We start from the raw sequence: 22,009 nt of genomic DNA, 5'->3' as shown, positions 1-22,009 counted from the left end.
GTCGGAGCGGGCAGCGCCTGAGTGTGTGGGGAGGCGTCACGGTTCCCGTTGGCACCACGGCGGGCACGGGGCAGCGCCTGAGCGCGGGGGTGTCTCTATGGTTTCCGTCAAGCTGCTGCAGCGGAAGACGTTTGGTAGAGAGTCTTGTTCTTGAGCATTGCGAACAGCACGTCACAGCGGCGTCGGGCGAGACAGATCAGAGCGGCATTGTGTTTCTTGCCTTCAGCCCGTTTGCGGTCGTAGTAGGAGCGACTGGTCGAGTCGTGCAGGGCCGCGAACGCGGCCAGGAACAGCGCACGTTTGAGTTTGCGGTTTCCTGATCGTGCAGGGTGCTCACCGCGTATCGAAGAGCCAGATCTGTGGGTCACGGGTGCGATGCCGACGTAGGCGGCCAGGTTCCCGGCCGAGGCGAACGCTGATCCGTCACCGACCTCGAGCAGGATCCGGGCTGCAGTCCTGATCCCGATGCCAGGCATCGAGATCAGGACTGGGGAAAGAGGGTGTTCATCGAGCATCCTCTCGACATCGTCACCGATGGTTTTCCGTTGCAGCAGCGTTTCTTTCAAGGATTCGGCAAGTTTCGGTAGGACGATTTCTGCGGCCTTGCTGCCGGGTACTGTCACCGTTTGTGTACTGAGTGCGGCGATGATCTCGTCGGCCAGTCGAGCGCCCATGCGGGGCGTGTTTGACCGCGAGGTTGGTGAGCTTGCGTTTGCCTGCCCTGCGGATTCCGTTCGGCCCGCCGCAGCGGGTCAGGATTTCCAATACAGCGGGATGGCAGACGCGGAGCCCGACGACCCGTTCGAGTGCGGGATGGATGCCGGTGAGTAGTCCGCGGATGCGGTTGCTGATTCGGGTGGCTTCGCCGGCGAGGTCGTCGTCGAAACCGACGAGCACGCCGAGCTCAGCCAATATTTCGTCGCCGGTGTCGACCCGGCGCAGAGTATGCGGCATGGCCCTTGCTGTATCGGCAATGATGAACGCATCTCTCGCATCGGTTTTCGCCTGACCGGGGTAAAGGTCTGCGATCCTGCGCATCGACAGTCCGGGCAGGTATGCGACGTTGTGGCCGCAGGCCCTGGCAACGGTGACCGGCAGGGCTCCGATGGTGTTGGGTTGATCGACGATCACCAGTACTGGTCCGCATTTGGCGAGGTTGTCGAATACGGCCCGAAGTTTCATTTCGTCATTGGGAATCTCAATGATGTTGTCAAGCAGCGCGAGTCACGTTCGGTGGGGTGATCGAGTAAGTTCGACCATCGCGCAGCAGCGCCCAGAGGACGTCGATCCGACGTCGTGCGAGGGAGATGACAGCCTGGACATGGGTGCGTCCGCGAGCTCGTTTCTTCAGGTAGTAGTCACGGTTCGCTCCTTCGCGCATCATGGCGGTCTGCGCAGACAGATAGAACACGTGCCGCAGCCGACGACTGTATCGGCGCGGTTTGTGCAGATTTCCGGATCGTCTCCCCGAATCGTTGGGTACGGGCACCAGCCCGGCGGCCGCAGCCAGATGCCCGGCGGTGGGAAAGGCCCGAAGGTCACCAGCCGCGACCAATAACGTCGCGCCGAGAATCGGTCCGAAACCGGGCATCGATTCGATGATCGGACCTTGCTCATGGCTGGCAAACATGTCGGCGATCTGTGTATCGAGGGCCTTCACTCGCTGATCCAGAGCGAGAATGTCGGCCGCGATCTCGGCGATGACCTCGGCCGCGATGTCCTGGCCGGGCAGAGTGATCTGTTGAGCTGCAGCCGCGGCGATCGCCTTGGCAGCGACCGCAGCGTAACCTCGCACGTGCCGGCGATGCAGCCACGCTGACAGACGTTTCTCGCCGGTCCGGCGCAACTGTTGAGGACTCGAGTACCCGGTGAGCAGCACCAACGCACCTTTGCAGGAGGAATAGTCGAATTCCGTTTCCAGCGTGGGAAATACGCTGTTCATCAGGTCACGAAGTCGGTTGATCATCCGAACCCGGTCAGCGATCAGATCTGCCCGACGCGCGGTGAGAATTCCCAGATTGCGCACCACCTCCGTGGTCTGGTCGACCGCGGTCAGGTCACGGCGAATGCGCACGGTTTCCGCGATCACATACGCGTCCTTGGCATCGGTTTTCCCTTCGCCGGCGAACGCAGTGCTCATCGTGGAGACGACCCGCCCCGACGCGTAGCGAATCGGTTGTTGCGCCTGCGTCAGCAGCGCCAGGATCAGCGCCGAAGGAGCACCGATGATGTCGACCGCCCAGACAACGCGGGCGGCGAGGTCTTTCACAGCGGCGATGATCACTGAGAGGTCGGCTTCCCTGTTAACAACTTTCGCTGACAGCAGTACCTTTCCGCCAGAGTCGATCACGCACACCCAATGATGGGTCTTTCCGATATCGATTCCGGCCCACACCTTTTCCAGCGAATCTGCCATGCGCTCGTCTCCTTCTCCGTCGCGGATTCTCACCTTCAGGCAAGAACAGTCCCTGAGGGACACCCCGCTGACGCATCCGTAACCAGCGACCACGCGCATATCTCAATCAGCAGCCGAGGTGCCCCAAGAAGATCGGGCGGACATTCCCAATAAGCGTCCGAAAACGCAAGGCGATCTCAGCCACACCCGACCCTCCCGGGTCACACCTACAGTCTTACGGCATCGGTTTGTCGTACAGCCGGTCACCTGAGGCGTCCAACCCGACGGCGTGATGTTCGCCTTTGCCCACGTCGATGCCGCAAAACACGGCGTAACTCGTGTTCATTCGCAGTCCTTCGTCCGACCTGTCCGGTCGCCGATCCAGCATCGATACCCGACACCCACGCCTGCGAGGAGACCTACCATCAGATCCGGTGGCCCTGTCCCTAATGACATCCGAACAGTCGCTGCGGAACGGGTGCTGGTCTGCTGTGGTTGTTCGCCGCCGGTGGTCCCGGCCGACCGATAGATGCCTGCCCTGTCCCAGGGGACATGCGATCCCTCCTGATAGATCGGCGCTACGGCGTGTCGGGACCACCACCCGCCTGTTGGTCCTCAATGTTGTTGGTTGTGGTACAAGCCCGTCCGCACGGATCGATACCTCGTAATTCGCGAGCTTTGAAGCTCTCAAACGAGACCGGAACCGTGCGGATCGCTGGGATCGTGAACGGCTCATCGGAGGGAAGGCCATCGAGCCTCGTCATTAGGGTGCCGCGCGTTCTCGTTGGGTGGGGAAGCCACGCGAAGGAGATCAGACGTCGAAAGGTAGAGGTTCGTGAAACTATTCTGTGGGATTGATTGGGCCGAACGTCACCATGATGTGGCAGTCGTTGACGGTGACGGCCTGTTGGTGGCCAAACTCCGGATCGATGACAGCGCTGAAGGATTCGGTCAATTGCTTGGGTTGCTGTCCGAGGCGGGTGATTCGCCCGACGAATTGATTCCCGTGGCGATCGAGACATCACGTGGCCTGCTCGTCGTGGCGCTACGTGGAACGGGGAGAGCGGTCTATGCCATCAACCCGATGGCGGTGGCCCGGTACCGCGATCGGCACTCGATGGCACGGAAGAAATCCGATCACGTGGACGCGATGATGCTGGCGAACATTTTGCGTACCGATGCGCACGCGCACCGGACGTTGCCTGTCGACAGTGACCTCGCGCGGGCGATCACGGTGCTCGCCCGTGCCGCTCAGGATGCAATCTGGCGGCGAACCAAGGCCACCCAGGAGCTGCGGGCTTTGCTGCGCGAGTACTACCCGCCTCGCGGCATTCGCCGGCAGTAGTCACACCAACCTTGCGATGCCAGATGCCCGCGCGATACTCGGATCGCACCAACACCAGCGCAGGGCGCCCGCTTGACCAAGACTCGCATCGTTAGCGCACTGCGCAGGGCGGGCCGGCAACGTCGGCTCGAGGACACCGCGACCCGAATCCTAGAGGCGCTGCGGCGACCACAACTGCGACAACCCCTGCTCGTGGAGAGGCGTTTGGCCGTCAAACGAGCGCCTTGCTCGGCACTCTGAATGTCGAGTGCGAAAACGCCGATGAACTCAATGAGGCAGCCACCGAGGCATTTCGGCGGCATCCCGACTTCGAGGTCATCACCAGCTTTCCAGGGCTGGGGAGGCGACCGGTGCCCGCGTCCTGGCAGAAATCGGCGATGACCGCGGCCGGTTCGCCGACGCTCGCGGGCTCAAGGCGTTCGCAGGCTCCGCGCCCGTTACACGGGCGTCCGGGCGCAGCACCTGTGTGACCCACCGGCATGTGAAGAACAACAGGCTTGCAGCGGTGGGCTTCGTCTGGGCCTTCGCGGCGATCTCGCGACCGGGCCCGGTCAAAGACCAGTATGACCGGCGTCGAACACACGGTGACCGGTACGCCGCCGCACTGCGTAACGTCTTCAACCGGCTCCTGGGTCAGCTCTATCACTGCCTTCAAACCGGCCACACCTACGACGCATCGAAGGCCTTTCCCGGCTCCCCCACGGTGCGGAACCGACAGCTGCTTGACTCTTTACGGTGATCGGAGGTCCATCAGCGGTCCATCGATGCCACCAGGTTCGGCGACACCACCCCCCCGGATCATTCGAGAGACAGGGGCAAGAAGTCATACCGAACATGGCGACCGTGGCCCCGTCGTTCAGGACCACCTAAACGGTAACGGGGTAGGCGGTAGACCAGGCAAGCGGCGAGTCGATGGCACCGAGCAGCGAGTCAACCCCGGGTGCTGGGGCGGGAGAGTTCCAACGCTCACGCACCCTTCGCGCCCGCGTCGACGGGCATGCTGAGCCTACGGCGCACCATATCGTGGACGGCCCGCGACAGACTCGTAGTTTTCTCGTGCTCCAGTGCAGTTGGTTGGTATGCCGTTGGCGGCGTCGGTACCCCGCGTCCGGCTCAGTAGAGGGCGGACGACGCAGTTACTTGCCAGCGGGTGAGAAAGACGTTGACTGGTTACGGCGTGCGCGCAGGGAACACAGGGGCGGTGCATCACTCAGCAGCATCCTCGAAGGGGTGTGTTTATGACAGCTTGAGTCGAGACCACCGTGACGGCTAGACCCAGACCCATCTGCGACTCGCCGGAACGGTAGTGACGGTTTGAACTGAGCCCACCTCAGAGTTGGTGCCATCTGGCTTTTCGGATGCCAGCAACTGGTGGAGGGCAGTGATGGAGACTCGGATGGAGTTGTTCGCCCGCATTCGACGTGACGCCAGGATCGAGGAGTGCTCGATCCGGCAGTTGGCCCGCCGCCACCAGGTCGGCCGGGCAACGGTGCGGATGGCGTTGGCGCAGGCGGAGCCGCCGCCGAGGAAGATCCCGGTTCGCTGCTCACCGAAGGTCGATCCGTTCAAAGCTGCGATCGACGCCATGCTCACCACTGATATCGACGCACCACGAAAACAACGGCACACGGCCCGCCGAATCCTCGCCAGACTTGCCGAGGAACATGGAGCGCAGCACCTTTCGTATTCGACGGTGCGTGACTACGTGCGGGTCCGGCGAGCGCAGATCGACGTCGAAGCCGGACGCCGAATCGAAGTATTCGTCCCGCAGGAACACGCTCCCGGAGCCGAAGCGGAAGTCGATTTCGGTGAAGTGTGGGTGATCTTGGCCGGGGTGAAAACCAAGTGCCACATGTTCGCCTTCCGGCTCTCGCATTCGGGAAAATCCGTGCACCGCGTGTATTCGACGTAAGGGCAGGAAGCGTTCCTCGAAGGTCATATCGCCGCGTTCGACGAGATCGGCGGTGTCCCGACCCGTCACATCCGGTACGACAATTTGACCAGTGCCGCGGGAGGAAGTGATTTACGGGCAATCTCGTGCGCGGGTGGAGAACCAGCGATGGGTGTTGTTCCGCTCGCATTTCGGGTTCGACCCGTTTTACTGCCAGCCCGGTATCTCCGGGGCGCATGAGAAGGGCGGCGTGGAGGGCGAGGTAGGCCGGCTCCGACGAAACCGATTGTCCCCGATGCCGGTTGTCAATTCTCTGGACGAGTTGAATGAGAAGATCCGTGGCTGGGATGCCGCCGATGACGGCCGGCGCATCAATGACCGGATCCGCACTGTCGGGCAGGATTTCGCCGTCGAAGCACCGCTTCTGCGCCCTGTTCCAGTCGAGGGCTTCGATCCTGGATTGTCACTGGAACCACGAGTCGATCGGTCAGCGTTGATCACGGTGCGGATGGCGAAATACTCTGTCCCAGCACGGTTCATCGGCAGGCAAGTGCGGGTGTCGTTGCGGGCATCGGAAGTGGTGGTCTTCGACGGACGAGCATTCATCGCTCGCCATCAACGGGTTATCGCACAGGGCGGTCAGAGTCTCGATCTCGACCACTACTTGGAAGTGTTGCGCACCAAACCCGGTGCCTTGCCAGGGGCGAGTGCGTTGGCAGCAGCCCGCAGGAACGGAACATTCACCGCCGCTCATGACGCGTTCTTCGGCGGCGGCCCGCAAAACCGACGGTGACGCCGGCGGAACCCGCCAACTCATCGACGTCCTACTCCTTCCGCCGCACCATCGATAGCGATGACGTAATCGCTGGGATCGAAGCCGCGCTGACCGTGGGCGCAGTGACCGCCGATGTCGTCGCGGTCGAAGCCCGCCGCCACGCATCATCAGAGGTCGATGCGGGTGGGTCTGATTCAGGCCGTCATCTCGTTGCTCGTCGCAGCGACCAGGAGCAACGCGTTGTCAGCCTGACCCAACGCCGTCTCGCCGATCCGGCAGCGATCATCGCTGGTCTGCCGGCCGATTCTCGGCCCGCACCGACGGTCGATCACTACGACCAACTCCTGCGACTCCCCGAACGCCGCAATCCCGCCCAATCCGCCGCCCGAGCCGAGTGAAAGAAGGCCCGAACATGGTTCGTCCACCCGTCACGGTTTCCACCACGTTGCGCCGCCGAGGTTTAACCGAGGAAGCCGCCACCGCTGCGGTCGATCAAGCCTGCCGCCGGCTACGGCTACCCACTATCCGTGCCGTCGTCGCGGACGCCGCCACTGCCGCCCGCAAGGACCAGCTTTCGTACTACGGATTTCTGGCGGAATTGCTGCTTTCCGAATGCGACGACCGTGACCGCAGAAGCGTGGTGCGACGAATCAAGGGAGCGGGGTTTCCTCGCGAAAAATGGTTGGCCGACTTCGATTTCGATGCCAACCCCAACATCAATCCCGCCACCATCGGCACCCTCGCCACCGGCGACTGGATCCGCAAAGGCCAACCCCTGTGCTTGATCGGGGACTCCGGAACCGGGAAATCGCATCTACTCATCGGGCTCGGCGCCGCGGCCGCCGAAGCTGGTTACCGCGTCAAATATGTTCTCGCGACCCGGTTGGTGAACGAGCTCGTCGAAGCCGCCGACGAGAAACAACTCGCCCACACGATCGCCCGTTACGGCCGCGTGGATCTACTTTTGCTCGACGAACTCTTGTCTCAAGAGTCCAGTCATGGTGGGGTGAAGGAGGGGCCGAACCTAGGGGTGACTGGTGGACGATGTTGGGGCATTCGTCGAACGGCTGGTCATGCTGGGCCGCTCCAGCTACACAGTGCGCACATATCGGCTCGGCGTCGAGCACTTCATCCGCTGGTTGGCATCACAATCGCTCGATGACGTCACACGCCAGGTCGTCAGCGAGTACATTGCCGAATTCGGTTCCGGTGCTGATCTTCGAACGGAGCATGGCAGGGCACCTCGGACGGTCAATAATCGTCTTGCGGCGTTGGCCGCGTTCTTCGCGTTCCTGATCGAGCGAGACAGCCATCGTGCAGGGGCGTGGTCGGGCCGGGACAACCCCGTGCCTACCGGTCCGCCCGGTCCCGCTCACGGCATGTCGGGACGCGACTTGCCGCACCGAGGTCGACTCGAGCTGCGGCGACGAGAACCTCGGGTGCTGACTCGGGATCTGGATCCTTCGGTAGCCGAACATCTTGCAGCAGAACAGGTCTGTGTTCGTGATCGTGCGATCGTCACACTGTTACTTCGAACCGGTCAGCGGATTGGTGATTGGAGCGCCGAGCATGGCCGGCACGGTGTCCTCGGGCTTCGACTCTCCGATATCGATCGGCGGCGCCGCACAGTCACCGTTCTACTGAAAGGTGCCCGCGACGAGCATCGTGTTCCGGTTACCGACGATTGGTGGCCACTGCTGGACGAATACCTCGCAACCGAACGAGGCCAAGCCGAGACGTCGGCTTTATGGGTCGGGCGACGCCAGGCAAAGGGTCGTCCGTTGCGCTACCCGGCGTTCGAGGCGTCGTTTCGCGCCACTGCGGCTCGGCTAGGTGTTCATGCGACACCGCACATGTTCCGCCATACCGTGGCTCAGTTGCTCGTCGACACAGCGGGACTGCATGTGGCACAACAGATCCTCGGGCATCGGAATGTGTCCACCACTGCCGATGCGTATGCCTATGTAGATGAGAAAGCTATGTTGAAGGCGCTGGTGGAAGTCGCTCGCCGTCAGCGGAGCGCGCACCTGACTGTTGTGGAATCCGGACTTCGGTATGCGTTCGACTACGCCCCGGAGACAATCGCGGCATTGGACGATCTGGGAGGGTATCGGTGAGCGCGGTGCCCCTCGAGATCGTTCGGAACCTACGCAACGAGCCGTTCGAACCTGATCGGGTGATGACTGCCGTCGGGGAAATGGTGCGCACCTGGGACTGTGGGCCGCGGCGCCGACAGCACGTCATATCGGATACGGCGGCGATACTGACGAACACTCCTGCCCAAGAAGGTATTTCGTTGCAACAGTGGTGGCTGACAGCTGAGGAACGGTGCACCGTCCCGGAGGGACGGGCGTTGGTGCTGGGTCGTTTCGTTCAGCCGACATGGCCGTTCATCGCATCCGCCCGGATTCAGCAGTGGACTGCCCCACTGCCCGACGACGATCCGCTATCTCAGATGTGGTCGCGGCTGACCGTGGCCTGCGAGCAGATCGGGTGGGCATCGCCTCAAGGTCGCAGACGGGCGACGATCACGGCACTGAGACTGATGATTCATCGTGACTACAACCGACTCGCGCAGCTCACCGATACGGATCTGCGAATTCCTGAGCACGGCGCGAACGGCACCGACATCCTTGATGCGGCGCTGTGCGGGCTCGGAATCTTCGAACGTTCACCCCGCCGAGGCACTACTCGGCATCAAGCACGACCACCCCGCACCATCGCCGACCGGGTGGATGCGCGAGTACCTCAACCATTCAGGTCGGTAACCCGGGAGTATATGACCGCGTACTCGCAGCGGATCAGCAACAACTACAGCACAATTTGCACGAAGATACGTTCACTGGCCTACTTTTGGACCTATCTGGTCGAAGAGCATCCAGAGGTTGATCAATGCCGCCAGATATTGCCGCATCACGCACGGGAATTCGTGCCCTGGGCGCTCATGACAGCCCGGAGCGTCCAGCGCAGCACAGAAACCAAAGGCACCGACGACCGCACGACGACCTATGACTGGATGATCGACATCAGGTCTTTCTTCACTGATCTATGCACGTGGGGCACTGAGCCGGGATCGCCACTGGCGCAATACATGCCCATCGTGGTTCCATTGACCACCCACGACCTGAACCGGGGCGGGTTCACCGCAGCCCGGGCCCGGACAGCGGCTCGCATGACGGCTACGGTGATGGACCTCAGCCGCGAGATCCCGAACATCAGAGCCTTCGCACTACGCCGATGGCACGAAACATCCGAGCAACTCACCGCGACACCGAACGAGAAAACTGCGATCAAAGAAGAGCGAAATAGATTCTGGGACTGGGCGTTACTCGAACTACTTCTGACCAGTGGTCTGCGGGTCGAGGAAGTCAGCGAACTGACCACCCTCGACATCCTCAAACGGCAACTGCCGGACGGCCGAATCTACTACCTGCTGCACATCAAACCATCGAAATACGATCGAGCACGGGTGATTCCGATCGGTGATGGACTGGGTCGCGTGATCGCTGAGATCGCCAGCCATGTCAAAGCCTTCTACCGGACTAATGCCGTCCCAGCCTGCGATCGCCGCGACTCCACCTCCAAGACACAATCGCCCACAGCACCCTACTTACTCCAGGGTGCTGGACATCCATCAGCGATGTCTGTCCAGACGATACGTCTACGGCTGCAAAACCTTTCGCTAGCTTCGGGGGCCACGCATGCGGATGGAACACCGCTACGTCTCTGCCCGCATGACTGCCGCCGCGTTTTCGCCACCGAGCAACTAAACAACAACACTCCCGTTCACGTGATCGCGGCACTGCTCGGACACGCCGGCCTGGATACCGTCATGGTTTATGCCAAGCTTTATCCGGACACCATCATTGATGGCTACCGCGCCGCCATGCGCGGCCTCTACACCGATATTTACGATGTTGACGCGCTGAAGGCGCCCACGGCCGACGAATGGGCCGCCTTCACCGTCAGTTGCAACCTGCGTGACATGGGCACTCACGTCTGCGCCCTTCCTGCCGGCGAGCACTGCAGTCGCGGTCTGGTCTGCCTCGGCTGTCATCATGCCCAGCCAAAGAAATCCGCAGCGACGGTGTTCCGGCGCATGATCGCCAGCCATACCCGTTCCCTCAACAAGGCACGAACCAGTGGTGAACCCGCCGGACAAATCGCTGCCCGCGAACTCGAAGTCGAACGACTCCGCAGTGCACTACGACGAGCCGAAGAACTCAACGACGACGTTGCCACCTCCCTTGAATCTGTCAGCTGACCAGCACACCATCAAACTCTTGAGACAAGACCTCGGTTACATGGAACTCGACAAGCGAGGTGCTGAGCTGCTTTTCCAGGTGTCGACCGAACGGGAGGAGAAGAATTCCGTCGCGATCGCGTCGAACGAGTCCTTCTCCGGTTGGACGAAAACGTTCACCGATCCGAGGCTTTGTGCGGCGATCGTGGATCGGCTCACGTTCGGCGGCAACATCATCGAAACTGGCACCGATTCCTACCGGCTTGCTCATACCCGAGCTCAGCAATCCGCCTGATCCCATCCGCAAGGTGGATTCGGATCAAGCCGCCCTACTGGACCTGAATGGGATTGACATACTCAAGGGGTGTCAGCGTTGCCCGCCCCGGTTCTGTACGAGTTCGTGCGACGGCTGTCGACCTGTTGACATTCTGTACGGTTAGCGTCACTATTTCAGGTGTGTCTTGGAGCACAGGGAGTCGACGATAAGGGTCGGCTCTCCGAATGAATTGGGACGAACAGTCAACGCGGAGAGATAATGACTAACTTGACCTTTCAGAAGAGCGAACAACTACCCCTCGAAGTCAGAGTGAGGGAATGGCTTTCCGCGTTCGAGGAGTTGCTCAGCGCGCAGGACTTTCCACGACTGCCCGAACTGTTCGTCGATGACTCGCACTGGCGCGACATGGGGGCCTTCACCTGGGACCTCGGCAACGTTAGCGGACTCGCGACGATCGAGAAGCTGATGCGTGCGTCTGTGGGCGACGTCAAGCCGTCCAATTTCGAGCTTTCCAAGGGCCGTACTGCGCCGACGCGAGTCACTCGGTCTGGCCGAGAGGTCGTAGAGGCGTTCATCTCCTTCACCACCACAGTCGGTTATGGCACCGGCATGGTGCGGCTTGTGGACACCAAGAACGGACTCAAGGCGTGGATGCTGCTCACACGACTCGAGGGCATCGTCGGCGCTGAGAAGCGTCGCCCGGCTGGCGCCGGATTCGATCGGACCTCCGGTCAGACCTGGCATGATGTGCGCCGCGAGCGCTCCAGCTACATCGACCGAGATCCTGAGGTCGTTGTCGTCGGGGGCGGACACCACGGTCTGTTCTCCGCGGTCAACCTCCAGGAATTGGGTGTCGACGTGCTGGTGGTCGACCGTTTCCCGAGGGCCGGCGACAATTGGCGGACTAGGTATGCGTCCCTAGCGCTACACAATGCGACCGAAATGGTTCATTTCCCCGGACTGCCGTTCCCCGACACGTACCCGCAGTTTATGCCGAAGGACCTGCTCGCTGACTGGATCGAAACCTACGTCGAGGCAATGCAACTGAATTACTGGAGCTCCACAGAGTTCGTGAGCGGGGAGTACCACGAGGCGTCCGGGCGCTGGCAGGTCGTCCTGCGACTGGCGGACGGAGCTGAACGGACCATGCGTCCCCGGCACGTCGTCATGGCGACGGGCGGGGTCGGTGGCCGCCCCTTCCGTCCCGAGCTGCCTGGGCTCGATTCCTTCAAGGGGGACACCCTCCACACGAAGGAGTTCGGATCGGGGGCGGCCTACGCCGGACAGCATGTGCTGGTGGTCGGCGTCGGAACGAGCGGACACGACACTGCCCGCGAGCTGCATCTGAGAGGCGCTCAGGTGGCAATGCTGCAACGAAGTCCCGTCACCGTTGTCGGCATCGAAACGGCCGATCTGTGTTATCCACCTGCGTACTTCGACGGGACGCCGCTCGTTGAAGCCGACTTCATGAGCATGGCGGGTTGGGCCTACCCCGTCCTCAAGGACGGGCTTCGGAAGCTCGGGCAGATGTGTCTGGACAGGGACCGTGAGCTGCTGGATGCGCTCGAGCGCGCCGGTCTGCGTATCCGAGAGCCCGAGAACGGATATTTGTGGCAGGTCTACGAAAGCTTTTCCGGCTACTACATAAACGTCGGCGCTTCGGAGCTGATCATCTCCGGGGACATTCGCGTCCACCAAGCAGAGGGCGTCAAGTCGTTCGTCGAGGACGGGCTTGCCTTCAACGACGGGACGGTGGAGAAGTTCGACGCCGTGATCCTGGCTACCGGTTACATGAACCAGCGCTACGAAACCGAGGCCCTGTTCGGTTCCGAGATCGCGGACAAGGTCGGCGACATCGGAGGATTCGACGAGGTCGGCGAGCTGGGAAACACCTACAAGCCGACAGCCCAGCCCGGACTGTGGTTCACGTCCAGCGGGTTCGCCTCGGGGCGTCACCTCGCTCCGAGTATGGCGGCGATGATCAAGGGCGCTCTCGACGGTCATGTGCCGGAGAATCGGTACGGCTTCATTGCCGCGAACGGCGGCACACATGAGTGAGCTCGCGCTGACCAGCACCTACTACCCTTTCGGAGGTTTCGATGCCTAGCACAGAGGCGAAGGAAGTCGAGCAGATCATTCAGGACTACAAGGCTGGAGTGATCGGCAAGGGCCAAGCCCTCACCATGGACGAGCGCCGCAAGGTCACCGACGCGATCGGTGAGTGGGCGACGGTCCGCGACGATGTCGAGTTGGAAACCCTGAAGCTCGGCGGGCGGGATGCGAGCCACTACCTCCCCGAGGCGGTTGAGCCCGGGATGGTGGTGCTCTACCTGCACGGCGGCGGATACGTCATGGGCTCACTCGACAGTCACGGCCGACTCATGGCGCACCTGGCTCACCATTGCTTAACACCGGTGTACGGACTGGACTTTCGCCGCGCTCCGGAGAACCCGTACCCGGCGGCTCTCGACGATGCCCGCGCGGCTTACATCGCGCTTCTGAACAGCGGCTGGAGCCCGGAACAGGTCATCCTTGCAGGTGACAGTGCAGGAGGTGGGTTGGTCCTGGCCGTCATGTCTCTCATCCGTGAAGCTGGCGAGCCGGCACCGGCAGGCGGCATCCTCCTCTCGCCGTGGCTCGATCTCGCCCTCACGGGAGACTCAATGGAACGCCTGGCGGCAGGTGACCCGTGGACGACGAGGCCCACGCTCGAAACCTTCGGAAAATTCTATGCGGGAGACGTCCCGCGGGATGATCCCAAGGTCTCTCCTCTCTACATGGACTTCGCGGACCTTTCGCCCATCCTGATCCACGTCAGCAGTTCGGAGATTCTGTTCGACGACGCGACGCGTACGCGCGACAGGGCATTGGCGGCCGGGGTGGAAGTCGAGTTCCGATCCTGGGAAGGGGTGCCTCATGTGTTCCAGCTCTTTGCGGGGAACCTTCCCGAGGCGCAGGAATCGCTAGAGGACATTGCGATCTGGATCGACAAACGCCGAGCCGCGGTACATTCCGGCTGATCCTCGACCCAGAAAGCAGCGTTCTGCTCTCGACCTACAGAGCCAGGGTGTCGCCGCCCGCGAAAGCCTCCCGCAGCAGAATCCTGTCGGAGGCTTTCGCGGCTCTGGCAGGCTTCTTGCGCCGACGTCCTCCTGGGATCCCCCCAATACACCCTTGTGACCGCTTGTCGCCTGCTCAGCGAATGGAGCGCGCGGAGCATGCGCGCCGTCAAGAGTCGGTCTCATCGTCGCGAAGGTCGCCGAGAATCTACGCGACAACCATTCCGTGGAAATTACTAGACGGATGGCGTCCAGATCGAGTACGGTATGAGCTACATCACGGGGCGTTGCCGCGCGGACGTTGTGCCTGGAGCCCCTCGATGTTCCAGCACCAGATGTGTCGCAGTGACCAACGGTTCAGAGGCCCTATGAATCTTTTAGGCGGAGGTTTGGAATGAAGTACTCGTTGTCACTGAGCTATACGAATCCCCATGAGGTGATTACCCTGGCTCAGGCGGCGGAGAGTGCCGGGTTCTTCGCGATCACGATGGGGGAACACCTTTTCCATCCTGTCGAAATCGCGTCAGATTATCCGTACACGGCGACTCCAGACGGTCCTCGTTCCATTGATCACAATGCTCCAGTGCTCAATTTTTGGGCCACTGCCGGAGCGATTGCCGGGTCGACCAAGAACTTGCATTTCATGTCATCGCTGTATCTCCTTCTCCTTCGGCATCCGTTGGTGTCCGCTAACGCGGCCGCGACGTTGGCCGGCATCTCGAACAATCGCTTTATATTCGGTGTCGGGCTCGGTTGGATGCGGGAGGAGTACGAGGAGCTGGGGGTTCCGTGGCGCGGACGCGGCAAGCGGTTCGACGAAGCGCTCGACATCATGGAGCGGGCATGGAAGGGCGTGTCCGAGCCGCACCAGGGTGAGCATTACTCGTTCAAGGCGATGGGAACGAATCCGCTTCCGCCGGAGCCAATTCCGCTGTATTTCGGGGGACATGCAGAAGCGGCGATGCAGCGCGCCGCGGATCGTGGTGATGGCTGGATGTGCCCCCCTACGCCTGACCTGGTGAAGCATCAGGTGCAGACGATCACGGAGATGCGCAAGGCCGCGGGTAGGGATGACCGCCCGTTCGAGTTCGCTGTCATGCTCAAGCAGCCGGATGAGTCCCTCATCCGCGAGCTGGCCGGCGTCGGAATCGATCATTTCATCATCAGCTGTCCGTGGCGTCCTGAGTTGTCGAAGACCGACTCCGGTGACAGGGTTGCTATGGTGACCGACTTGGGCGAGAAGTTGCGCAAGATCGGGGCAAATCTCTAATCCCCGACGGCGAGAATTTTTTGCTTTTACTCGACCATCGCGAACCCGTCGGCCGCCATTTTCCGCACTGGGCGCATGCCTGGTGTGGTCGAGGGGATATGCCCGATACATGGGACCGTCCGGGGTGACCGTCAATTGTGTCGCTCCAGGTCAGCATTGCTCGCGGCAACCGCAGTCCTCGTTCTGGTTCGGAGGGCGTTCGTCGAAATCAAGCGGCAAACCGGCCTGGACGGTACGACCGCTGACGCCCATACGTCCAGCACAGAAGGAGTCTCATCCCGATAAGTGGATTCGCCGACAATCAAGGCGGTGTCGGCTTATACGGCAGCAATTCGGCGGACATCAGGTCCGGACCATGGAAGCGGTGAAGTAGTGATTAAGTTCGGTTATAAGGCGTCTGCGGAGCAGTTCGGTCCACGGGAGTTGGTGGAGTTGGGTGTTCTGGCGGAGGCGCACGGGATGGATTCGGCGACGGTATCGGATCACTTCCAGCCGTGGCGGCACGAGGGTGGTCATGCGCCGTTCTCGTTGGCGTGGATGACGGCGGTGGGGGAGCGGACGGAGCGGTTGCAGTTGGGGACGTCGGTGTTGACGCCGACGTTCCGGTACAACCCGGCGGTGGTGGCGCAGGCGTTCGCGACGATGGGGTGTCTGTATCCGGGGCGGATCATGCTGGGGGTGGGTACCGGTGAGGCTTTGAATGAGATCGCGACGGGTTTTGCGGGGGAGTGGCCGGAGTTTAAGGAGCGGTTCGCGCGACTGCGGGAGTCGGTGCGGTTGATGCGGGAGCTGTGGCTGGGCGATCGGGTCGATTTCGAGGGTGAGTACTTCAACACGAAAGGGGCGTCGATCTACGACGTACCCGAGGGTGGGATTCCGGTGTACATCGCCGCGGGTGGCCCGGTAGTGGCCCGGTACGCCGGCCGGAGCGGTGACGGGTTCATCTGCACGTCCGGTAAAGGCATGGAGTTGTACACGGAGAAGCTGATTCCGGCGGTCGCGGAGGGGGCGGAGCAGGCCGATCGTGATGTGGCGGAGATCGACAAGATGATCGAGATCAAGATCTCGTATGACACGGATCCGGAGTTGGCTCTGGAGAACACGAGGTTCTGGGCGCCGTTGTCATTGACGCCGGAGCAGAAGCACAGCATCGAGGATCCGATCGAGATGGAGAAGGCGGCGGATGCGTTGCCGATCGAGCAGGTCGCGAAGCGGTGGATCGTGGCGTCGGATCCGGACGAGGCGGTGGCGCAGATCCGCCCGTACCTCGATGCAGGGCTCAATCACCTGGTGTTCCATGCTCCCGGACACGATCAGAAGCGGTTCCTGGAGTTGTTCGAACGGGATCTGGCACCGCGGCTGCGAGCTCTCTGATGACCATCAACACCGGCGTCACCGAAACCTCGTCATGGAGGAAGCTCGCCGATCACCAGCAGACGGTCGCAGCGCTCCATCTGCGGGAGTTGTTCGATACCGATCCGCACCGCGGCACTGATCTGACGGTCACCGTCGGCGACTTGTATGTGGATTACAGCAAGCATCGCGTGACCCGTCAAACCCTGGGTCTTCTTCTTGATCTCGCCCGGGATGCCGGCGTCGAGAAGCGCCGAGACGCAATGTTCGCGGGCGAGCACATCAACACTTCCGAAGACCGCGCCGTTTTGCACACAGCACTACGACACCGCCGCGACGCCACCCTGACGGTAGACGGACAGGACGTCATCGGCGACGTCCACGATGTTCTGGACCGGATGGGTGCGTTCACCGATCGGATCCGGTCCGGGGACTGGCGCGGGGCCACCGGCGAGACCATCACCACCGTGGTCAATATCGGAATCGGAGGTTCGGACCTCGGTCCTGCCATGGTCTACCGGGCATTGCGCCACTACACGGACGGACCCGAGGTGCGGTTTGTCTCGAATGTCGACGCCGCAGACCTGGTGTCGACGCTGTCCGGTCTCGACCCGGCCAGCACGCTGTTTGTAGTGGTCTCCAAGACTTTCTCGACCTTGGAGACCATGACCAACGCGGCGGCGGCCCGGAGATGGCTCACAGACGCACTCGGTGAAGACGCTGTCCTGCATCACTTCGTCGCAGTGTCGACCAACGTAGAACGGGTGGCGGAATTCGGCATCGACCCTGCAAGCATCTTCGAGTTCTGGGACTGGGTCGGGGGACGCTACTCGGTGGGATCAGCCGTCGGACTTGCGGTGATGGCTGCTATCGGGCGAGAGCGCTTCGCGGAATTTCTCAACGGTATGCGCCAGCTCGATATGCACTTCCGTACGGCACCCATCGAGTCGAATGCACCGGTCCTCCTGGGTCTGCTGGGTGTCTGGTATGCCAGCTTCTTCGGCGCGGACTCACGTGCTGTTCTGCCCTATTCGAACGACCTCATGCGGTTCCCGGCCTACCTGCAGCAACTGACGATGGAATCAAACGGAAAGTCGGTACGGGCGGACGGCACTCCGGTCGAAACCGGCACCGGTGAAGTCTTCTGGGGCGAACCTGGTACCAACGGTCAGCATGCCTTCCATCAACTCCTGCATCAGGGAACCCACTTGATTCCCGCGGATTTCATAGGGTTTGCGCAGCCTACCGAAGATCTGCCCACGCTCGATGGCCAACGCTCGATGCACGGGGTGCTGATGGCGAACATGCTCGCCCAGTCCAAGGTCCTGGCGTTCGGCAGAACCGCCACCCAGGTCGTCGCAGACGGAACACCTCCCGTACTTGTGCCGCACAAGGTGATGCCCGGCAACAGGCCGTCGACGACGATCCTAGGCGCGAAGCTCACACCGTCGAGCCTCGGGCAGCTAATCGCCCTCTACGAACACCAGGTCTTCGTCCAAGGTGTCGTGTGGGGCATCGACTCGTTCGACCAATGGGGAGTCGAAGTCGGTAAGGAGTCGGCGGTGGAGTTAGCGCCAGCGCTATCGGATTGCGACGGTCCCATATCAACCGGGGACAGCTCCACCGAGGGTTTGATTCGAGCGTACCGACGAGCAAGGCAAGGACGAATATGCCCGCTCTGATGTTGAAACTGCCGCCGCCGGTCGCCGAGGCCTGGGATTGGCAACTATCTGCGGCGTGCCGAAATGCCGACCCGTCCATATTCTACTTTGCCGACAATGAGCGAGGCGATCCCCGTTCGAGCCGCGTCCGTGCTGCAAAACGTGTCTGCCGACAGTGCCCCGTGCGAGCCCGGTGCCTCAACTATGCACTCGAAGCCTACGAACCCCACGGAATCTGGGGCGGTTATACCGAGGATGAGCGCAGGACGCTTCAAAGGAGGCGGGACTTGGAAAGTCAACCAACTGCCGACACATGCGGTGTGCGCACCCATTGCGATCCACTAGCAACGCGAGCTGCGGTCTACGCAATGTAGGGATGATCAGGTCTTCTCGTCTCACTGTCCGCGCTCGCGACCTATGCGGGCGGTTGAATTCCGTACGCACTCGGGGCTGCCTCGTTTAAATCACCTATGCAGTAGACAGGACATGTCATGACACAGTGCTCGATGGCTAATCACGTCCCGATTCCTTCGTCGATGCGGCGGGTGCTGCGGCGTGCCCGCGACGGTGCCACTCTGAACGTGGACGAGGCGACGGTCCTTCTTCAGGCTCGTGGCGGCGCCCTGGCCGATCTGTGTTCGTCGGCGGCGAAGGTCCGCGACGCCGGTTTGCTGGCGGCGGGCAAGCCTAGGGCTGTCACGTATTCGCGCAAGGTGTTCATTCCGCTGACCCGGTTGTGCCGGGACAAGTGCCATTACTGCACGTTCGTGACGGTGCCCGGGAAGCTGCGGTCCGAGGGCCGCGGCGCGTATCTGGAGCCGGACGCGGTGCTCACGATTGCGCGTCAGGGCGCCGAATTGGGCTGTAAGGAAGCGCTCTTCACGCTCGGTGACCGTCCCGAGGACCGGTGGCCCGAGGCCAAGCAGTGGCTGGACGCGCGGGGTTACGATTCAACGCTCGACTACCTTCGCGCCATGTCGATCCGGGTACTTGAGGAGACCGGACTGCTGCCGCACCTGAACCCGGGTGTGATGAGCTGGGAGGAGATGTCCCGCCTCAAGCCGGTGGCCCCGTCGATGGGGATGATGCTCGAGACGACGTCCACCCGGTTGTTCACCGACAAGGGTGAATGCCACTACGGCAGCCCCGACAAGGATCCGGCGGTGCGGTTGCGCACGCTCACCGACGCCGGGCGGTTGAGTGTGCCGTTCACCACCGGAATCCTGGTCGGCATCGGCGAGTCCGTTCGCGAACGTGCGGAGTCGATTATGGCGATCCGTAAGTCGCACAAGGCGTTCGGGCATATCCAGGAAGTGATTGTCCAGAATTTCCTCGCGAAACCCGACACCGCGATGCGCGATGCGCCGGATGCGGGTCTCGAGGAGTTCCTCGCGACCATCGCCGTGTCCCGGCTGTTGCTCGGCCCGTGCATGCGCATCCAGTCGCCGCCCAACCTGGTGTCGAACACCGAGTGCGTCGCGCTGCTCGGTGCGGGTGTCGACGACTGGGGCGGCGTGTCGCCGCTGACCCCGGACCATGTCAACCCGGAGCGGCCGTGGCCGAACCTGGATACCCTGGCGGAGATCACAGTGCAGGCAGGGTTCGAGCTCACCGAGCGCACGGCGGCGCAACCGCAGTATGTGCTGGCCGGTTCGCCCTGGATCGATCCGCGGATCACCAGGCACGTGCAGGCCCTCGCGGACCCGAACACCGGGCTGGCGAAGTTGGACACGAAGCCAGTGGGGTTGCCATGGCAGGAGCTGGACGAGTCCTGGGAGTCAACGGGCCGGGTCGATCTGAACACCGAGATCGACACCGAGGGCCGCAGTACCGAGACCCGCAGCGACCTGGGCAGCGCGTTCGGGGACTGGGAGACCGTCCGCGAGCAGGTGCTGGAGTTGAGCGGCCCGGTGCGGGTGGACACGGACGTGCTCGCGGCGCTGCGCAGCGCCGAACGCGATCCGGCGGGGTGCACCGACGACGAATACCTGGCGTTGGCGGCGGCCGAGGGGCAGGGTCTCGAGGCGATGGTGGCGCTGGCGGACGCGCTCCGCAAGGACGCGGTCGGCGACGAGGTTACCTACGTGGTGAACCGGAACATCAACTTCACTAACATCTGCTACACCGGGTGCCGGTTCTGCGCGTTCGCGCAGCGCAAGGGCGACGCGGACGCGTTCACCCTGTCCACCGACGAGGTCGCGGACCGGGCGTGGGAGGCGCACGTCGCGGGCGCGACGGAGGTCTGCATGCAGGGCGGGATCGACCCGGAGCTTCCGGTCACCGGGTATGCCGATCTGGTGCGGGCGGTGAAGAAGCGGGTGCCGTCGATGCACGTGCACGCGTTCTCCCCGATGGAGATCGTCAACGGCGCCGCCCGCGGTGGGCAGAGCGTCCGCGACTGGCTGGTCGAACTGCGTGAGGCGGGTCTGGACACCATTCCGGGCACCGCGGCGGAGATCCTCGACGACGAGGTTCGCTGGGTGCTCACCAAGGGCAAGCTGCCGACCGCCACCTGGGTCGAGGTGGTGACCACGGCGCACGAGGTCGGGTTGCGGTCGAGTTCGACGATGATGTACGGCCACGTCGACAACCCGAAGCACTGGGTCGGGCATCTGCGGGTTCTGCGCGGAATTCAGGACCGGACAGGCGGATTCACCGAGTTCGTGCCGCTGCCGTTCGTGCATCAGAGTGCGCCGCTGTATCTGGCGGGTGCGTCGCGTCCCGGCCCGACCATCCGCGACAACCGCGCGGTGCATGCCCTGGCCCGGATCATGCTGCACGGCCGGATCCCGAACATCCAGACCAGCTGGGTGAAGTTGGGTGTCACGGGCACCCAGGCGATGTTGCAGGGCGGCGCCAACGATCTCGGTGGCACGTTGATGGAGGAGACTATCTCCCGGATGGCGGGTTCGGAGCACGGATCCGAGAAGACGGTCGAGGAATTGCGGGCCATCGCAGAGGGTATCGGCCGGCCGGCACGCGAACGCACCACCACACACACTCGACGGATCACGATCAGCTCACTCCTATGATCACATCCGAGACCGATCGCTACGCGGTTGTAGTGCCCATCAGATCCCTGAAAACGGGTAAGAGCCGTCTCCTTACGGATTCGGATGCACTGCGTCCACAACTCGCGCTGGCATTCTTCCTCGATACGATCGCCGCACTCGAATGTAGTGCAGCCGTTGATCGGATCGTTGTGGTATCGGGCGACGCAACTATTCGCCGATGTGTTCAGGCACGATGCGACATCGTTGCGGATAGTGAAACCGGTCTCCCTGCGGCGATAGAGATCGGTGTTGAGCAGTTGCGAAAAACGCGCCATTCGGGGCCCGTGGCGGTTGTCCTCCCAGATTTGCCCTATGCGACGACGGACGCTTTCGACGCGCTGTTCGTTGCCGCGCGCGAACACACGCGGGCCTTCTTGCCCGACTCTGTCGGCGACGGCACCACTTGTGTGACAGCGACGTCAGTGGACATGGTGGTCCATCGCTTCGGTCCGAACTCAGCCCGAGCGCACACCGAGGCCGGCCTCGTTGCACTTGGCGTTCCAGTACCCGAGTTGCGTGCAGACGTAGATATTTTCAGCGATCTGTGTCACCAGCAGTTACTGAGGCTAGGTGCAGAGACCGGAAAGGTGCTCAATCGTTAGCCTGTACGCGTTTAGCCTGAATCCGTGTGTGTCACGAACATTGAAGCGCCTCTGTGTGTCAAGCCCTGCGTGTCAGACATCCCAT

At 62.3% G+C, this 22,009-nt stretch carries 12 protein-coding genes and 4 pseudogenes; 14 read left to right on the top strand and 2 right to left on the bottom strand.

Annotation, left to right across the window (positions count from 1 at the left end; genetic code table 11):
* Nucleotides 1-107 precede the first annotated feature (107 nt).
* Nucleotides 108-1,197: pseudogene (locus tag FEZ60_RS30730) on the bottom strand (IS110 family transposase); the annotation flags it as partial.
* 13 nt (nucleotides 1,198-1,210) lie between these two features.
* Nucleotides 1,211-2,416 (bottom strand): IS110 family transposase, encoded by a 1,206-nt coding sequence (locus FEZ60_RS30725; protein WP_172937821.1) that lies wholly within the window; start codon nucleotides 2,414-2,416, stop codon nucleotides 1,211-1,213.
* An 814-nt stretch (nucleotides 2,417-3,230) separates the two neighbouring features.
* Between FEZ60_RS30725 and FEZ60_RS33225 the strand changes: the two are divergent.
* From FEZ60_RS33225 to cofC, 14 genes and pseudogenes are all read left to right on the top strand, one after another.
* A pseudogene (locus tag FEZ60_RS33225) lies at nucleotides 3,231-4,479 on the top strand (IS110 family transposase).
* 645 nt (nucleotides 4,480-5,124) lie between these two features.
* Nucleotides 5,125-6,804 (top strand): annotated as a pseudogene (istA, locus tag FEZ60_RS30715) (IS21 family transposase).
* A gap of 14 nt (nucleotides 6,805-6,818) precedes the next feature.
* Nucleotides 6,819-7,568 (top strand): ATP-binding protein, encoded by a 750-nt coding sequence (locus FEZ60_RS30710; RefSeq protein WP_275942481.1) that lies wholly within the window; start codon nucleotides 6,819-6,821, stop codon nucleotides 7,566-7,568.
* Complete coding sequence (locus tag FEZ60_RS30705; RefSeq protein WP_242484935.1) at nucleotides 7,480-8,523, top strand: site-specific integrase; 1,044 nt, start codon at nucleotides 7,480-7,482, stop codon at nucleotides 8,521-8,523. Before FEZ60_RS30710 ends, FEZ60_RS30705 begins: the two co-directional genes overlap by 89 nt.
* A gap of 662 nt (nucleotides 8,524-9,185) precedes the next feature.
* Nucleotides 9,186-10,670 carry a tyrosine-type recombinase/integrase gene (locus tag FEZ60_RS30700; RefSeq protein ID WP_172937819.1) on the top strand — a complete coding sequence of 495 codons (1,485 nt, stop codon included), beginning with the start codon at nucleotides 9,186-9,188 and terminating at the stop codon, nucleotides 10,668-10,670.
* A gap of 31 nt (nucleotides 10,671-10,701) precedes the next feature.
* Nucleotides 10,702-10,944, top strand: a pseudogene (locus tag FEZ60_RS30695) (ATP-binding protein); the annotation flags it as partial.
* A gap of 240 nt (nucleotides 10,945-11,184) precedes the next feature.
* Nucleotides 11,185-12,984 carry an NAD(P)/FAD-dependent oxidoreductase gene (locus FEZ60_RS30690; RefSeq protein WP_172937818.1) on the top strand — a complete coding sequence of 600 codons (1,800 nt, stop codon included), beginning with the start codon at nucleotides 11,185-11,187 and terminating at the stop codon, nucleotides 12,982-12,984.
* A gap of 41 nt (nucleotides 12,985-13,025) precedes the next feature.
* Nucleotides 13,026-13,946 carry an alpha/beta hydrolase gene (locus tag FEZ60_RS30685; protein WP_172937817.1) on the top strand — a complete coding sequence of 307 codons (921 nt, stop codon included), beginning with the start codon at nucleotides 13,026-13,028 and terminating at the stop codon, nucleotides 13,944-13,946.
* A gap of 433 nt (nucleotides 13,947-14,379) precedes the next feature.
* Nucleotides 14,380-15,255 (top strand): TIGR03619 family F420-dependent LLM class oxidoreductase, encoded by an 876-nt coding sequence (locus tag FEZ60_RS30680; protein ID WP_172937816.1) that lies wholly within the window; start codon nucleotides 14,380-14,382, stop codon nucleotides 15,253-15,255.
* A 372-nt stretch (nucleotides 15,256-15,627) separates the two neighbouring features.
* Complete coding sequence (fgd, locus tag FEZ60_RS30675) at nucleotides 15,628-16,629, top strand: glucose-6-phosphate dehydrogenase (coenzyme-F420) (protein ID WP_172937815.1); 1,002 nt, start codon at nucleotides 15,628-15,630, stop codon at nucleotides 16,627-16,629.
* Nucleotides 16,630-16,634: 5 nt separating this feature from the next.
* A complete protein-coding gene (gene pgi / locus FEZ60_RS30670) occupies nucleotides 16,635-18,290 on the top strand; it encodes a glucose-6-phosphate isomerase (protein ID WP_172937822.1) in 1,656 nt (551 codons plus the stop codon).
* The gene (locus FEZ60_RS30665; protein ID WP_172937814.1) at nucleotides 18,278-18,643 is read left to right on the top strand and encodes a WhiB family transcriptional regulator; all 366 of its coding nucleotides are present in this window, start codon (nucleotides 18,278-18,280) and stop codon (nucleotides 18,641-18,643) included. The genes pgi and FEZ60_RS30665 overlap by 13 nt, the downstream gene beginning before the upstream one ends.
* A 132-nt stretch (nucleotides 18,644-18,775) precedes the next feature.
* Nucleotides 18,776-21,301, top strand: a complete 2,526-nt coding sequence (locus tag FEZ60_RS30660) for a bifunctional FO biosynthesis protein CofGH (RefSeq protein ID WP_242484932.1) — start codon at nucleotides 18,776-18,778, stop codon at nucleotides 21,299-21,301.
* Nucleotides 21,298-21,924: a 2-phospho-L-lactate guanylyltransferase gene (gene cofC / locus FEZ60_RS30655; RefSeq protein WP_172937813.1), complete on the top strand. Its 627-nt coding sequence runs from the start codon at nucleotides 21,298-21,300 to the stop codon at nucleotides 21,922-21,924. Before FEZ60_RS30660 ends, cofC begins: the two co-directional genes overlap by 4 nt.
* The last annotated feature ends 85 nt before the right edge of the window (nucleotides 21,925-22,009 follow it).

The sequence above is a fragment of the Rhodococcus sp. MS16 genome, from assembly GCF_013277795.1.
GTDB classification, from domain to species: domain Bacteria; phylum Actinomycetota; class Actinomycetes; order Mycobacteriales; family Mycobacteriaceae; genus Rhodococcus_F; species Rhodococcus_F globerula.
Note: the sequence above shows the minus strand (reverse complement) of the source record. Positions and strands in the feature narration are given on the sequence as shown.